Genomic DNA, 15,436 nt, shown 5'->3' on the forward strand with positions numbered 1-15,436 from the left:
CAAGGAGGATGACCGCCCCCTTGGGGGGCAACGAACGAAGAGAGTGTGGGGGTCGTTTCATATCACGCCATCCGCTTCAGTTTGGGATCGAGCGCGTCGCGCAGCCCGTCGCCGAGCAGGTTGATCGCGAGCACCGAAATCAGGATCGACAGCCCGGGCATCGTCACGATCCACCACGCGTTGTCGATGTAGTCGCGCGCGGACGCGAGCATCGCGCCCCACTCGGCGGTCGGCGGCTGCACGCCGAGACCGAGGAAGCCGAGCGCGGCCGCGTCGAGGATCGCCGACGAGAAGCCGAGCGTCGCCTGCACGATCAGCGGCGCCGTGCAGTTCGGCAGCACCTGCGAGAACATCAGGCGCAACGTGCCGGCGCCGGCCACGCGCGACGCGGTCACGTATTCCTTCTGCAGCTCGCCGAGCGCCGACGCGCGCGTGAGGCGCACGTAGGCCGGCAGCGCGACGATCGCGATCGCGAACATCGTGTTGGTGAGGCCCGGGCCGATGATCGCGACGACCGCGACCGCGAGCAGCAGCGACGGCAGCGCGAGCAGCACGTCCATGATGCGCATCACCGGCGTGTCGGCCCATTTCTGGAAGAACGCGGCGATCAGGCCGAGCACGATGCCGGGGATCAGCGCGAGCACGACCGACACGAAGCCGATCCAGAACGACATCCGCGCGCCGAACATCAGCCGCGAAAGAATGTCGCGGCCCGCTTCGTCGGTGCCGAGGATGAATTGCCAGTTGCCGCCGGCGAGCCACGCGGGCGGAATCTTCACGTAGTCGCGGTATTGCTCGACCGGGCTGTGCGGCGCAATCAGCGGCGCGAACAGTGCGACGACGATCAGCACGATCACGACGATGCCCGCGCCGACGGCGCCGCGGTTGCGCGAGAAGTTGGCCCAGAACTCGCGCAGCGCGAGCGCACGGCCGCCGGCCGGCGCGGATTCGCTCGGCAGGGTGTTTTGCAGATTGCTCATGGAATTACCTCGTGTGGCGGATGCGCGGATTCAGCACGCCGTACAGCAGGTCGACGACCAGGTTCACGACGATCACGAGCGTCGCGATCAGCAGGATGCCGCCCTGGACGACCGGATAGTCGCGGCGGCCGATCGCGTCGATCAGCCACTTGCCGATGCCGGGCCACGAAAAGAGCGTCTCGGTCAGCACGGCGCCCGCAAGCAGCGTGCCGATCTGCAGGCCGATCACGGTGACGACCGGGATCAGCGCATTGCGCAGTGCATGCACGACGACCACGCGCACGGGCGACAGCCCTTTCGCGCGGGCGGTGCGGATGTAGTCCTCGCGCAGCACTTCGAGCATCGACGAGCGCGTCATCCGCGCGATCACCGCGAGCGGGATCGTGCCGAGCACGATCGCGGGCAGGATCAGGTGGCTCACCGCCGACTTGAACGAGCCTTCGTCGGGCGCGAGCAGCGCGTCGATCAGCATGAAGCCCGTCGGATGCGGAAAGTCGTATTCGACGGCGATGCGGCCCGACACGGGCGTCCAGCCGAGGTACGACGAAAACACCATGATGAGGATCAGCCCCCACCAGAAGATCGGCATCGAGTAGCCGGTGAGCGCGGTGCCCATCACGCCGTGGTCGATGACCGAGCCGCGCCGCAGCGCGGCGATCACGCCGGCCGGCAGGCCGACGACGAGCGCGAACACGAGCGCGCACAGCGACAGTTCGACGGTCGCCGGGAAGCGCGCGAAGAATTCGCCCGCGACGCTCGTGTTGGTGATGATCGACGTGCCGAGGTCGCCGTGCAGCGCCCGGCCGACGTAGTGGAGGTACTGCAGCGGCAGCGGCTCGTCGAGCCCGAGGCGTTTCATCGCCTCTGCGTGCATCGCGGGATCGACGCCGCGCTCGCCCATCATCACTTCGATGGGGTCGCCCGGTATCAGGTGAATCAGCGCAAACGCCAGGATGGTGATGCCGATGAAGGTCGGGATCACCATCCCCACGCGGCGCAACACGAATCTGAACATGATGCGTCTCGTATTTTCTTGTGGGAAATGTGCGACCGGCGACGGGAAGCTTTTGGCCTCCCGCCGCCGGATGAGTTAGCCGGTCTTCGCGACAGCTTACGACAGGCGTGTTACTTCACGCTAACCCCGTCGAAGCGGGCATAGCCGAGCGGTTCGATACGCATGTCGACCACGTTCTTGCGCACCGGCTGATAGACCGTCGAGTTCGCGATCGGCGAGAACGGCAGTTGTTGCGCGAAGATCTGCTGCGCCTGCGTGTAGAGCTTCGTGCGCGCGTCCTGGCCCGTCGTCGTGCGGCCCTTCTGGACCAGGTCGTCGAACGGCTTGTAGCACCAGTGCGAGAAGTTGTTGCCCTTGATCGCCTCGCAGCCGAGCAGCGTGCCGAGCCAGTTGTCGGGATCGCCGTTGTCGCCGGTCCAGCCGATCAGCATCGTGTCCTGCTCGCCGCCGTGCGCGCGCTTGATGTACTCGCCCCACTCGTACGTGACGATCTTCGCCTTCACGCCGATCTTCGCCCAGTCGGCCTGGATCATCTCGGCCATCAGGCGGGCGTTCGGGTTGTACGCGCGCTGCACCGGCATCGCCCACAGCGTGATCTCGAAACCGTTCGGATAGCCTGCCTTCGCGAGCAGCGCCTTCGCCTTCGCGGTGTCGTAGGCAGCCATCTTCAGGTTCTTGTCGTACGACCATTGGGTCGGCGGCATCGGCGCGGTCGCGGCCTGGCCGGCGCCCTGGTAGACGGATTCGAGGATCGCCTTCTTGTTGATCGCCATGTCGAGCGCCTGACGCACTTCGAGCTTGTCGACCGGCTTGTGCTCGACGTTGTACGCGAGGTAGCCGAGGTTGAAGCCGGCCTGCGACGGCATGTCGACGTTCGGATCGGCCTTCAGCGTCGCGATGTCGGCCGGGCGCGGATAGCTCATCACCTGGCATTCGTTGCGCTTGATCTTCTGCACGCGCACGCCCGGATCCGGCGTGATCGAGAAGATCAGCTTCGACAGCTTCACCGCGCCCTTCTTCCAGTAATCAGGATTGCCATCGAAGCGGATCGTCGCGTCCTTCGTGTAGCTGCGGAAGATGAACGGGCCCGTGCCGATCGGCTTCTGGTTGATGTCGGCGGCCTTGCCGGCCTTCATCAACTGGTCGCCGTATTCGGCCGACAGGATCGACGCGAATTCCATCGCCATGTTCTGGATGAACGGCGCGTTCGGCTCGGCCAGCGTGAACTTCACGGTATACGGGTCGACCTTCTCGATCTTCGTGATCAGCTTGTCGAGGCCCATGTCGGTGAAGTACGGGAACGACACCGGGTACGCCTTGCGAAACGCGTTGTTCGGATCGAGCATGCGCTCGAACGAGAACACGACGTCGTCCGCGTTGAACTCGCGCGTAGGCTTGAAGAAGTCGGTCGTGTGGAACTTCACGCCATGGCGCAGGTGGAACGTGTATACCTTGCCGTCGGACGACACGTCCCACTTCTCGGCGAGGCCGGGCTCGACCTTCGTGCCGCCGCGCTCGAATTCGACGAGGCGGTTGTAGACGGTGAACGTGGCGGCGGTGAAATCGACGCCGGTCGTGAATTGCGCGGAATCGAAACCCGCCGGGCTGCCTTCTGAGCAGTAGACGAGCGTTTTGTTCGGGATCTGTGCGAATGCAGAGCCCGCGACGCCGAGCGATGCCGCTGCCACGCCTGCCATGGCGGTAACACGCAGGGTGTGCAACAGACGGTTGTATTCCATGTTTCCTCCAGGTCTCCAGATCGGAACCGGTCCCGCCAGGGTCCGGCGTACGCGGATATTACTTGAGCTAACGATGTGGCAACAAGCTGGAGAAAAAACTCTTCTAGATGCCCGCCGGGTTTTTGCCGATTTTTAGTGTGGGTAAAAAATGCGACAACGCGCGCGAGCGACGATTCCGTTCATTTCGCGGCATGTTTCGTTCGACGACTAAACAATTCGGGTGCGAACACGAAGGGGGCGACGCACCGTTTCCCCCGCGTTCCGCAGCACATCATTGCGTTTTGCGAAACGATGCGATGACCGTCTTCGAATCGTCATGTCGTCACGCCGGCGCATCGAGATCGGCGCTGCGCGCGGGCACGAACGCGACCGCGACGATCGACAGCGCGAGCCCCGCCATCACGTAGTAGGTCGGCGCGAGCGGTGTGCCCGTGACCTTGATCAGCCACGTGACGATGAACTGGCCGAAGCCGCCGAACAGCATCACCGCGACGTTGTACGCGATCGACAGCCCGGTCGAGCGCACGTTGGCCGGAAAGAGTTCGGCGATCATCGCGCCGAACGGCCCGTAGTAGCCCGCGAGCGTCACCGACAGCACGGCCTGTACCGCGATCAGCCGCCCGATGCTCGGCGCCGCGTCGAGCCACGCGAACAGCGGATACATCAGCGCGAGCGTCAGCACGAGCGACCACAGCGACAGCCCTTTTCGGCCGATGCGGTCCGACCACGCGCCCGCGACCGGCGACAGCACCATCAGCAGCAGGTTGCCGACGATCACCGCGTAGAACGATTCCGCATAAGGCAGCTTCAGTTGCTTCACCGCGAAGGTCGGCAGATAGCTGATCAGCACGTAGATCGTCACCGTGAGCGCGATCACCGAGCCGAGCCCGCACAGCACCTCGCGCGGGTGGCGCGTGAACACTTCGCCGAGCGTCGCGCGGCGCGCACTTTGCTGCGCATGCAGGAATGCTTCGGAATCCGCGAGATGGCGGCGGATGTAGAAGCCGATCGGGCCGATCACGAGCCCGAGGATGAACGGCACGCGCCAGCCCCAGCTGCGCAGCGCGTCGTGCGACAGCCCGCGCGTGACGGCCGCGCCGACGAGCGCGCCGATCAGCAGCGCGGCCGCCTGGCTCGCCATCTGCCAGCTGCCGTAGAAACCGCGTTTCGAGAACGGCGCGGCTTCGATCAGCAGCGCCGTCGCGCTGCCGAACTCGCCGCCCGCGGAAAAGCCCTGCAGCAGGCGGCCGAGCACGATCAGGAGCGGCCCGCCGATGCCGATCGCCGCATAGGGCGGCGCGATCGCGAGCAGGAAGATGCCGGCCGTCATCAACAGGATCACGAGCGACAGCGCGGCCTTGCGGCCCGCGCGGTCCGCGTACAGCCCGAACACGATGCCGCCGATCGGGCGCATGAAGAACGCGACGCCGAACGTCGCGGTGGTGAGCAGCAGCGACGAGTATTCGCTGGTGGTCGGGAAGAACAGCTCGGCGATCACGACCGTCATGAAGCCGAACACCGTGAAGTCGTACCACTCGAGCGCATTGCCGATCACGGCGGCCACCACCGCGCGCCGGTTCAGCGCACGCTCGGGCCGGGTCGCTTTCGTTGAATTCGCAATCGTCGCCATGCGTGCCTCGTCCTCGTGGATACGCCGTGTCGGGCGGTTCGGCGCGCGCGGTGCCGCGGCGCGCTGGTGTGCAGCGAGTGTAGAAAGCGGCGGAACCGTTTTCAAGCAATAAAAAACGCCCGCCATCGAACGACAGCGAGCGTGTTGCGGTTTTCGCCACAATGCGGCATCGCACGACGCCGCACGGGCCTCAACCCATCTTCGAGAAAGCGCTGCACCAGCCCTTCGCCGACACCTGCTTGCCGGGGAACGCGCCGCACGGGCCCGCAGCCGAGCCCTTCTTGCCCTGGTACAGCATGCAGGCCGCGCAATCCTGGCCCGCTGCGTATTTCGGGTACTTCGTCTTGTCGACCTTCGTGGCATCGGCCTTGTAGCCGAGCGCCGTCGCGGTCGGATCGGTTTCCGACAGCATCGGCGCATCGGCCAGCGCTTCGCGCGACAGCGCCAGCGCGGACACGGCGCCAATGCTCGTAATCAGGAAACTCCGACGGGATGTTTTCATGGGGGACTCGCTCCAACGTTATCGGTTTGAAAGCCGTTCTGGCGACGGCGTACGACAGAATAACGCCCAAGCGGATAAATGTGCGCGCCGAAATGCCGGAGATAAGGGATTTCACACGGGCTCATCCGGCCGGCCCGCGCGGCGGCGGGCCGTGCGTCACGTGCGCGACACCATGTCGCCGACGCGCTGCGCGAGCGCGAGCGCGGCGGTGAGCCCCGGCGACTCGATGCCGAACAGGTTTACGAGCCCGCGCACGCCGTGCTGCGCGGCGCCCTGCACGATGAAGTCGGCCGGCGGCTCGCCGGGCCCCGCGACCTTCGGCCGGATGCCCGCGTACGCCGGCTGCAGCGCATCGTCGGGCAGGCCTGGCCAGAATGCGCGAATCGACGCGTAGAACGCGCCCGCGCGCGCCGGATCGACTTCGTAGCGCAACGAATCGCACCACTCGACGTCCGGGCCGAAGCGCGCCTGCCCGCCGAGATCGAGCGTCAGGTGCACGCCGAGCCCCGCGCGATCGGGCATCGGATAGATCAGGTGCGAGAACGGCGCACGGCGCGACAGGCTGAAATAATTTCCGCGCGCGAGGTAGAGCGGCGGCACCCAGCGCGGATCGAGGCCGCGCGTGCGGCGCGCGAGCGCCTGCGCGCCGAGGCCCGCGCTGTTGATCACGCAGGTGGCGTCGATCTCGGCCGGCGCGGCGCCGCCGGTGCGCACGATGAAGCGCCCGCCGCGCAGCACGTCGATCGCTTCGACCGGCGATTGCAGCGCGCACACGGCGCCGTCGCGCTCCGCATCGCCGAGCAGCGCGAGCATCAGCTGGTGGCTGTCGACGATGCCCGTCGACGGCGAGAACAGTGCCTCCACGCATTCGAGCGCGGGCTCGAGCGTCTGCGCCTCGGCGCGCGTGAGCGGCAGCAGGTCGAGTACGCCGTTTTCGGCCGCGCGCGCGGCGATCGCCTTCAACTGCTTCACCTGCGCGGCACTCGTCGCGACGAGCAACTTGCCCGTGCGCCGGTGCGGCACGTGATGGGTGTCGCAGAATTCGTACAGCAGGTCGCGCCCGTGCACGCACGTCACCGCCTTCAGCGACCCGCGCGGATAGTAGAGCCCCGCGTGAATCACCTCGCTGTTGCGCGAACTCGTGCTCGTGCCGATCGCGTCGGCCGCCTCGAGCACGATCGTTTCACGCCCGCGCGCGGCGAGTTCGCGCGCGATCGCCAGACCGACGACACCCGCGCCGATCACGACACAATCCGTCTGCTCCATGGCTTTTCGCGCTGCTCGCGCGTCGAAGGGAGAGAGGGGAATTGTACGTCCCGGTTCGCCCGCTTGCCGAACGCGCGCGCATCGTGGCGCGACGATGCGGCCGACCGCGCAACGAATGCCACGCGCGCACGCCGCAGCCGTGCGCGCGTGGCCGCGTCAGAAGCCGATCGGCCGGCGCTTCGCCGCGCCTTCGTCGGCGCGGATGTCGGCCGGCGCGATCGCGTCGCGGCCGTCGAGCCGCGCGGCGCCGAACGCGTGCAGCAGCGCGCGGCGCATCGTGCGCGGCGGTGTCGCGGCCAGCACGTCGAGCGCGTCGTCGCCGAGCGTATCGGGAAAGCGCCGCCCCCACGCATGCGACGTGCGGATCTCGTCGTAGATCGTCTGCGCGATCCGGCGCGCGCCGGCCGCATCGGGCGGCGCGATCTCGTACACGTTCATCCGGTTGAGCAGCGGCTCGGGAATCGCGTGCGCGTCGTTCGCGGTCGCGATCCAGATCACGTTGCCCGCGTTGATCGGCACTTCCGCGAATTCGTCGACGAACGCGCGCGCGGTGTCGTGCTCGAGCAACGCATACAGCGCGCCGAGCGGATCGTATTGCGCATCGCTGCCGGCCTTGTCGATTTCGTCGACCGCGATCACCGGGTTCGCGTAGCTGCCGTTCACGAGCGCGTCGAACACCTTGCCGGGCTTCGCGTTCTTCCATTGCGACGATGCACCCGACAGGATCCAGCCCGCCGTCAGTGAACTCATCGGCACGTAGTGGTACGCGGTGCCGAGCAGCTGCGCGAGCGCCTTCGCGAAATGCGTCTTGCCGATCCCGGGCGGCCCGAGCAGCAGGATCGGCATCAGTTCGAGCCGGTCGTCCGTTTCGAGACACAGCGCGATCTGCTTGCGTACGTCATCGAGCGGCTCGCCGAAATTCGGCAACGCTTCGCCGAGCGCGTCGAACGACGGCATCCGGTTCGGCTTCACGCAGAAACGCAGATTCCCCGTCTTGAGCATCTTCTCGTAGGTCGAGCGCAGTGCGTCGCTTGCGCTCTCGTTCAGGTCGCCCAGCGCCGTCTCGACCTGCTCGAGGTCGTACACCGTGCTGAAGGACGCCACCGCCAGTTCCTGTTTCACCATCGCCGTCGTCATACCTACCTCGCTGCACTTGCCGTCACATACTCATCAGACCCTTACGATTTCAGTGTAGCGATCCCGCATCGCCATGCAAGCAAGCAGCCGGGTGCGTCTGCTGCTAACAGCGCGCGCACGCTGCAGGGCCGCGCGCCGCGGCGTATGATCGAAAGTTCACGAGGCTCGCGCCGGGCTCGCCGACGGCGTCCGCGCGCCGCGCACACGCTGCTGCGCACCTCGCCCGACGCCTCGCCCGAAGGGTTGCCGATGTCCATCCCCGCTGCTTCTCCGCGCGTCGACGCCGACGCGATCCGTTCCGTCGACGCCGCGCTCAAGTCGCGTCGTTCGGTCCGTGCGTTCCTGCCGACGCCCGTGCCGCGCGAAACGATCGAGGCGATCCTCGAAGCCGCGAGCCGCGCGCCGTCGGGCACCAACATCCAGCCATGGCGCGTGTACGTCGCGACGGGCGCCACGCGCGACGCGCTCGCCGCCGCGCTCACCGCGGCCTACGACGATCCGGCGCGCGACGAGAAATACGTTGCCGAATACGACTACTACCCGCGCGAATGGGTGTCGCCGTATATCGACCGGCGCCGCAAGGTCGGCTGGGATCTGTACGGCCTGTTGAACATTCGCCGCGACGAGAAGGCGCGCATGCACGCGCAGCACGCACGCAATTTCCGTTTCTTCGATGCGCCGGTCGCGCTGTTCTTCACGCTGGACCGGGTCATGACACGCGGCGCGTGGCTCGATTGCGGGATGTTCCTGCAAGGCGTGATGACGGCCGCGCGCGCCCGCGGCCTCGATACCTGCCCGCAGGCCGCGTTCGTGCCGTTTCACCGGATCGTCGCCGACCACCTCGGCATTCCGCCGAACGAACAGTTCGTCTGCGGGATGGCGCTCGGCCATGCGGACCCCGACGCGATCGAGAACCGTCTCGTCACCGAGCGCGCGAGCGTCGCCGAATTCACGCGCTTTTTCGCTTGAAAACGCATGACGCGGCCTTACCTGTCGAGCAGGACCGCATCGTGCTGCGAACCTGCCGCGGCACCTCCCGTCACATCGCGACCGAAATCGATCGGGCGTAAGATGTGCGTCCGTTCCCCGCTATCCCGCGTTTCCGGAGACGTTTCATGCTGAAACACGGCCTGGCCGTCCTGCTTGCGAGCGTCGTGCTCGCCGCCCATGCGCAGAGCCCCGCGCCCGCCGTCGTCGCATGGGAAATCCAGGTGGTGCGCGACGGTCAGACGATCGACACGTTCCAGCAAAACACCACCGTGGGCCAGTCCCGCACCGATACCCATCGCTATCCGGCCGCCGTGCCGGTGGGCTGCGGCAATGCCGCGCGCGTCGTGCCGACCGAGCGCGCGCGCTCGGTGTCGGTCGCCCCGCTCGCCGTCGATGCCAGCGCGAACACGGTGTCGCTCGGGCTCGACGTGCAGGAAACGCTCGACGACGAAAACGCGCGCGGCGATCCGTGCTTGCCCGCGTCGCCGCGGCAAATCGTCGCGAGCCACCCCGGCCTGTCGGTCGGCGGCGACGCCTGGACCGACTGGACGCTCGTCGAGCAGCATCCGCATCTCGTCTACCGCGTGCGCGCGCACGTCGCGAAGGATTGAGCGTCATGTCCGCCGACGCCCTCTCGCTGCCGTTCGCCGAACCGCACGCCGCGCCCGACGAAATCACCGCCGTCAGCTGGAATCTGCACAAGGGCCGCTCGCCGCTCGGCTTCACCGCGTGGAACGCGATGCGCGACTGGATGCAGTCGACGCACGCCGACGTGTATTTCCTGCAGGAAGCGATGGCGCGCCGCATGCCGCGCCCGATGCTCGCCCCGGGCTTCGGCGCGCCGATGGACGACGCGGTCGACGACGTGTGGCATTGCCAGGCCACCGAGATCGCGCAGGCGCTCGACTGGCAGATCGCGCTCGGGCCCAACGTGTTCAAGCCGTCGTGGCGGCACGGCAATGCGATCCTGTCGCCGCATCCGCTCGACCTCGGCGGCCGCTGGGACATCTCCGCGCACCGCTTCGAGCGGCGCGGGCTGCTGGTCGCGCGCGCGACGCTCGCGGGCGCACGCCCGGTCACGCTGCTGTGCGCGCATCTCGCGCTCACGCGCGCCGCGCGGCTGCGCCAGATGCACTGGATCGCGCACTGGATCGTGCGCAACGCGGGCGACGGCCCGCTGATGCTCGCCGGCGACTTCAACGACTGGCGCAACGATTCGGTCGCGCTGTTCGGCGAGATCGGGCTGTCCGAGGTCGCGACGCTGCTCGGCGAATCGGGCCGCACGTTTCCGGCGTTCTCGCCGGCGCTCGCGCTCGACAAGATGTTCGTGCGCGGCCTGACGCCGCTCGAATGGCGCGCGCCGTCCGGCGAGGCCGCATGGCTGTCGGACCACCTGCCGTACATCGCGCGCCTGCGCCTCGATCCGCAGTAAGTTGCCCGGTCGGGCGCGCCGCCGGTCACGGCGCCGCCGGAATGCGCCGGCCTCGGCGCGAAACGGGCGGCCGATCGATGAAAGTTCGTTGAAAGGATATGTTGCGCCAAATCCGCGCGGCCGCGGGGGTCAAGCCCGCGATCCGCGTCAACAGGGTAAAATAACGAGTTCCTCAAACGTCTGTCATCGAGAAGGCGCGTGTCCGACGCGCCGGCCGGCCGATCCGCGATCGGGCCGTCGCACTCGGTTTTTTGCCCGTTTTTGGGCCCGTTACACGCGTTCGCCACGCGCGTCCGTTTTCAAAGCCATGAGCAAATACGACACCGCCACCGTCCAATCCGTCCATCACTGGACCGACACGCTTTTCAGCTTCACCTGCACCCGTGAGGCGAGCCTGCGCTTCAACAACGGCGAATTCACGATGGTCGGCCTCGAAGTCGACGGCAAGCCGCTCGCGCGCGCCTACTCGATCGTCAGCCCGAACTACGAAGAGCATCTCGAATTCTTCAGCATCAAGGTGCAGAACGGCCCGCTGACGTCGCGCCTGCAACACCTGAAGGTGGGCGACAAGGTGCTGATCGGCAAGAAGCCGACGGGCACGCTGGTGGCCGACAACCTGCTGCCGGGCAAGACGCTGTGGATGCTGTCGACGGGCACGGGCCTCGCGCCGTTCATGTCGATCATCCGCGATCCGGACATCTACGACCGCTTCGATAAGGTGATCCTGACCCACACGTGCCGCCTGAAGGGCGAGCTCGCGTACATGGACTACATCAAGCACGATCTGCCCGGCCATGAGTACCTGGGCGACATCATCAAGGAAAAGCTCGTCTACTATCCGACGGTCACGCGCGAAGCGTTCGACAACGAAGGCCGGATCACCGACCTGATCGCAACGGGCAAGCTGTTCACGGATCTCGGCGTGCCGGCGTTCTCGCCGGAAAACGACCGCGTGATGCTGTGCGGCAGCACCGCGATGCTGAAGGACACGACCGACCTGCTGAAGCAGGCCGGCCTCGTCGAAGGCAAGAACAGCGCGCCGGGCCACTACGTGATCGAGCGCGCGTTCGTGGACTGATCGATCCCCCAATTTGCGCGTCATCAAGAACCGGAGCGAAAGCTCCGGTTTTTTTTCGTCCCTACTTGGCGAATTCGTAACAAACTGGGACCATTCCATCTCAAATAGTTACATTTTGATACGTCATCGTGGGGTGGTCGGGTGTCAGTGTTTTTCCTACAACACCTTCATTCCGATTATTCACATTTACCCTTAAATGACCGCCTGACATGACCTTTTCGGAAATTTTGAGATATTATTCGGCGCGCGTGGTTGCCGTTCGGATGAGCGTGGAAGGGTCGGATGCAAGTGTTACAAGATGTAACTTTTGTTACCTCGGCATGGAGCGACTCCGTGGCGGCGACCGTCGTCGAAACGGCAGCCAGCCCACGCAGCCAGCCGGTGTCTGAACCGCTTTCTGACAGCAGGGAGAGTCATGGATACGTCGCTTAACGCGCCCTTGGGCGCCCACGCCCCGTTCCCGTCGCGGCAGCGCATGCCCGGCTGCGCTGCTACGCCGCCCATGGCCGACGAAGCGTCGGGACGCGACGCGTCCGACGCACGGATCGCGGCACTTTCCGCCCAGCTTCTCGCCGCCGACGAAGCGGCCCGCCGCCATTTGGCCGGCGAGCTGCACGACGGGCTCGGCGCCGAATTGACCGCCGCCCGCTTCGCGCTGGCAAACGTTCAAACATGGCTGCCGGCCGATGCGCCGGAAGCCTGCCTGCGCGCACTGACGCTGGCGCAGCAGGCGCTCGACGCCGCGACCGACGCGAATCGCCGGCTCATCGACGAACGCGCCGCGCCGGCGCTCGACGCCGGCATGGTCGGCGCGCTGGCGTCGTGGATCGACACGCATGCGGCGCGCACCGGCCTGCGCACGAGCTTCGTGTGTGCGGCCGATGCACGCCTGACGCAGCTCGCCGGCGCAGGCGCGCTCGCGGTGTTCCGCGTCGCGCAGGAGGCGCTGTCGAACGTCGCGAAACACGCGCGCGCGACGGCGGTCGACGTCCGGATCGTCACCGACGGCACGCATCTGTCGCTGAGTGTCGCCGACGATGGGACCGGTTTCGCCCGGTGCCGCCGCAACGGCTACGGCCTGGCCGGCATGCGCGCCCGCTGCGAGGCGTTCGGCGGTAGCTTCGAGACGGCCACGCCGGCAACCGGGCGCGGCACGCGCGTCACCGCGCGCTTCGCGTGGGCTTCGCTGCTCGCGGTGTCCGGCGCAGCACGTCGCACGTCGCTTTCGTGAGGTCGCGATGAGCCTGAACATCCTGCTCGTGGACGATCACGCGATCGTCCGGCAAGGGATCCGCCAGTTGCTGATCGATCGCGGCGTCGCGCGCGACGTGACCGAGGCCGAGAGCGGCGGCGACGCGATGGCCGCCGTCGACAAACAGGAATTCGACGTGATCCTGCTCGACATCTCGCTGCCCGACACGAACGGCATCGAGGTGCTCAAGCGCCTCAAGCGCAAGCTGACGCGCACGCCGGTGCTGATGTTCTCGATGTACCGCGAGGACCAGTACGCGGTGCGCGCGCTGAAGGCCGGCGCAGCCGGCTACCTGTCGAAGACGGTCAACGCCGCGCAGATGATCGGCGCGATCCAGCAGGTCGCGGCCGGCCGCAAGTACGTGAGCCCCGCGATGGCCGAGGCGCTCGCCGAGTACGTGTCGTTCGAGAACGAGCCGCTGCCGCACGAGAAGCTGTCCGATCGCGAATACCAGACGCTCTGCATGCTCGCGTCGGGCAAGCGGCTCACCGATATCGCGAACACGCTGTCGCTGTCGGTGAAAACGGTGAGCGTGTACCGGTCGCGGCTGCTCGAGAAGATGCGGCTGTCGAACAACGCGGAACTCACGTTCTACGTGATGAGCAACCGGCTCGTCGACATGGCGCCCGCGGCCGGCGCCTGATCCGATCCCCGGCCCACTCGAATTCGTCCGATCCGGCGACGCGGCGCAGGCCGCGCCGCGCTCGACCGCACCCGTTTCGCGCACAAACGCTTGTTTTATCGGACGATTTCGCGGCGCCCCGCTGCGCCGCAGCGGGGCTTGTACGCCAAATCGGCTAAAATTATGGGTTTTCACTTAGTTGGCGCGCCGTGCCTGCGCGTGCCGGCGATTCATCCGCAATGTCTCTCTTCCGCAAGAAAAACGTCGATCGCATGATCGCCGGCGCGCAAGCCGCCGGGCTCAAGAAAGCGCTCGGCGCGATCGACCTCACCTTCCTCGGCATCGGCGCGATCATCGGCACCGGCATCTTCGTGCTGACCGGCACCGGCGCCGTCCAGGCCGGGCCGGCGCTGATGCTGTCGTTCGTGATCGCCGCGATCGCGTGCGGCCTCGCCGCGCTGTCGTACGCGGAGTTCGCGTCGACGATCCCCGTCGCCGGCTCGATCTACACGTATTCGTACGCGACGCTCGGCGAGCTCGTCGCGTGGATCATCGGCTGGGACCTGATGCTCGAGTACGGCCTCGCGTCGTCGGCCGTGTCGGTCGGCTGGTCGGGCTACCTGCAGTCGCTGCTGCAAGGCTTCGGGCTCACGCTGCCGACCGTGCTCACCGCCGCGCCCGGCGCGGTGCCGGGGGTCGTCACGTGGTTCAACCTGCCCGCGTTCCTCGTGATGATCGTGATCACGACGCTGCTGTCGATCGGCATCCGCGAATCGACCCGCATCAACAACATCATGGTGTTCATCAAGGTCTCGGTCGTGCTGCTCGTGATCGCGGTCGGCCTGTTCCACGTGACGCCCGCGAACTGGAAACCGTTCATGCCGCACGGCTGGAACGGCGTGTTCGGCGCGGCCGCCGTGATGTTCTTCGCGTTCATCGGCTTCGACGCGGTGTCGTCGGCGGCCGAGGAAGTGAAGAACCCGAAGCGCGACCTGCCGATCGGCATCATCGCGTCGCTCGCGGTGTGCGCGGTGCTGTACGTGACGGTCGCCGCGGTCGCGACCGGCATCGTGCCGTCCGCGCAGTACGCGAGCATCTCGCACCCGATCTCGTACGCGCTGCAGATCGCCGGCGAGAAATGGGTCGCAGGCTTCATCGACCTCGGCGCCGTGCTCGGCATGCTGACCGTGATCCTCGTGATGAGCTACGGCCAGACCCGCATCATCTTCGCGATGTCGCGCGACGGCCTGCTGCCGGCGGCGCTGTCGCGTGTGCATCCGCGCTTCGCGACGCCGTTCCTGACGACCTGGCTGGTCGGCCTGTTCTTCGGGCTGATCGCCGCGCTGGTGCCGCTCAACGTGCTCGCCGAGCTGATCAACATCGGCACGCTCGCGGCGTTCTCGATGGTGTCGATCGCCGTGCTCGTGCTGCGCCGTACGCACCCCGAACTGCCGCGCGCGTTCCGCTGCCCGGGCGTGCCCGTGGTGCCGATCCTCGCGGTCGCGTCGTGCCTGTTCCTGATGCTGAACCTGCAGCCCGTCACGTGGGCCGCGTTCGGCATCTGGCTCGTGATCGGCCTCGCGATCTACGCGCTGTACTCGCGGCACCATTCGAAGCTCGCGCACGGCCACCCCGACGCGCACTGAGCATCCGTAATGGCGCGCCTTCTGCGGTGCGCCATCACGAGAACCCCACGCGGAGCCGGCACCGGCTCCGCACGTCCGTCTCTCCCGAACCTTCGGCCACCGCGCGATCGCTGTCCGATCGTCGCAATCTCTTGCCCGATTCTCCGG

14 protein-coding genes are annotated in these 15,436 nt (G+C 66.9%); 7 read left to right on the forward strand and 7 right to left on the reverse strand.

Annotated features, from left to right (window positions below):
* Positions 1 to 62 precede the first annotated feature (62 nt).
* The 7 genes from WT97_RS01880 to WT97_RS01910 all read right to left on the reverse strand — a co-directional run bounded on the left by WT97_RS01880 (position 63) and on the right by WT97_RS01910 (position 8,269).
* Positions 63 to 980, reverse strand: coding sequence for an ABC transporter permease subunit (locus tag WT97_RS01880; protein ID WP_059500619.1), 918 nt, complete (start codon positions 978 to 980; stop codon positions 63 to 65).
* 4 nt (positions 981 to 984) lie between these two features.
* On the reverse strand, positions 985 to 1,995 hold the full coding sequence (locus WT97_RS01885; RefSeq protein WP_059500618.1) for an ABC transporter permease subunit: 1,011 nt from the start codon (positions 1,993 to 1,995) through the stop codon (positions 985 to 987).
* Between the two features lie 110 nt (positions 1,996 to 2,105).
* Positions 2,106 to 3,734, reverse strand: a complete 1,629-nt coding sequence (locus WT97_RS01890; protein WP_059500617.1) for an ABC transporter substrate-binding protein — start codon at positions 3,732 to 3,734, stop codon at positions 2,106 to 2,108.
* Between the two features lie 322 nt (positions 3,735 to 4,056).
* Positions 4,057 to 5,364 carry an MFS transporter gene (locus tag WT97_RS01895; RefSeq protein WP_034208629.1) on the reverse strand — a complete coding sequence of 436 codons (1,308 nt, stop codon included), beginning with the start codon at positions 5,362 to 5,364 and terminating at the stop codon, positions 4,057 to 4,059.
* A gap of 190 nt (positions 5,365 to 5,554) precedes the next feature.
* On the reverse strand, positions 5,555 to 5,866 hold the full coding sequence (locus WT97_RS01900) for a high-potential iron-sulfur protein (protein ID WP_059500616.1): 312 nt from the start codon (positions 5,864 to 5,866) through the stop codon (positions 5,555 to 5,557).
* 156 nt (positions 5,867 to 6,022) lie between these two features.
* The gene (locus tag WT97_RS01905; RefSeq protein ID WP_060352711.1) at positions 6,023 to 7,132 is read right to left on the reverse strand and encodes an NAD(P)/FAD-dependent oxidoreductase; all 1,110 of its coding nucleotides are present in this window, start codon (positions 7,130 to 7,132) and stop codon (positions 6,023 to 6,025) included.
* A gap of 156 nt (positions 7,133 to 7,288) precedes the next feature.
* On the reverse strand, positions 7,289 to 8,269 hold the full coding sequence (locus tag WT97_RS01910; protein ID WP_034208632.1) for an AAA family ATPase: 981 nt from the start codon (positions 8,267 to 8,269) through the stop codon (positions 7,289 to 7,291).
* Positions 8,270 to 8,518: 249 nt separating this feature from the next.
* Here WT97_RS01910 and WT97_RS01915 point away from each other — a divergent pair, with 249 nt between their 5' ends.
* The 7 genes from WT97_RS01915 (at position 8,519) to WT97_RS01945 (ending at position 15,289) form a co-directional block, all read left to right on the forward strand.
* A complete protein-coding gene (locus tag WT97_RS01915; protein WP_059500614.1) occupies positions 8,519 to 9,238 on the forward strand; it encodes a nitroreductase in 720 nt (239 codons plus the stop codon).
* 146 nt (positions 9,239 to 9,384) lie between these two features.
* Positions 9,385 to 9,870, forward strand: a complete 486-nt coding sequence (locus WT97_RS01920) for a hypothetical protein (RefSeq protein WP_060352712.1) — start codon at positions 9,385 to 9,387, stop codon at positions 9,868 to 9,870.
* Between the two features lie 5 nt (positions 9,871 to 9,875).
* Positions 9,876 to 10,691 (forward strand): endonuclease/exonuclease/phosphatase family protein, encoded by an 816-nt coding sequence (locus tag WT97_RS01925; RefSeq protein WP_034208635.1) that lies wholly within the window; start codon positions 9,876 to 9,878, stop codon positions 10,689 to 10,691.
* A 307-nt stretch (positions 10,692 to 10,998) separates the two neighbouring features.
* Positions 10,999 to 11,769 carry a ferredoxin--NADP reductase gene (locus WT97_RS01930; protein ID WP_059500612.1) on the forward strand — a complete coding sequence of 257 codons (771 nt, stop codon included), beginning with the start codon at positions 10,999 to 11,001 and terminating at the stop codon, positions 11,767 to 11,769.
* A gap of 415 nt (positions 11,770 to 12,184) precedes the next feature.
* Positions 12,185 to 13,000: a quorum system sensor histidine kinase RqpS gene (rqpS, locus tag WT97_RS01935; RefSeq protein ID WP_060352713.1), complete on the forward strand. Its 816-nt coding sequence runs from the start codon at positions 12,185 to 12,187 to the stop codon at positions 12,998 to 13,000.
* Between the two features lie 7 nt (positions 13,001 to 13,007).
* On the forward strand, positions 13,008 to 13,664 hold the full coding sequence (rqpR, locus tag WT97_RS01940; RefSeq protein ID WP_059500610.1) for a response regulator transcription factor RqpR: 657 nt from the start codon (positions 13,008 to 13,010) through the stop codon (positions 13,662 to 13,664).
* 218 nt (positions 13,665 to 13,882) lie between these two features.
* Positions 13,883 to 15,289 carry an amino acid permease gene (locus WT97_RS01945; RefSeq protein WP_059500609.1) on the forward strand — a complete coding sequence of 469 codons (1,407 nt, stop codon included), beginning with the start codon at positions 13,883 to 13,885 and terminating at the stop codon, positions 15,287 to 15,289.
* Positions 15,290 to 15,436: the final 147 nt, after the last annotated feature.

Origin of the sequence: Burkholderia sp. MSMB1459WGS (genome assembly GCF_001534535.1) — a bacterium.
Classification (GTDB): Bacteria; Pseudomonadota; Gammaproteobacteria; order Burkholderiales; family Burkholderiaceae; genus Burkholderia.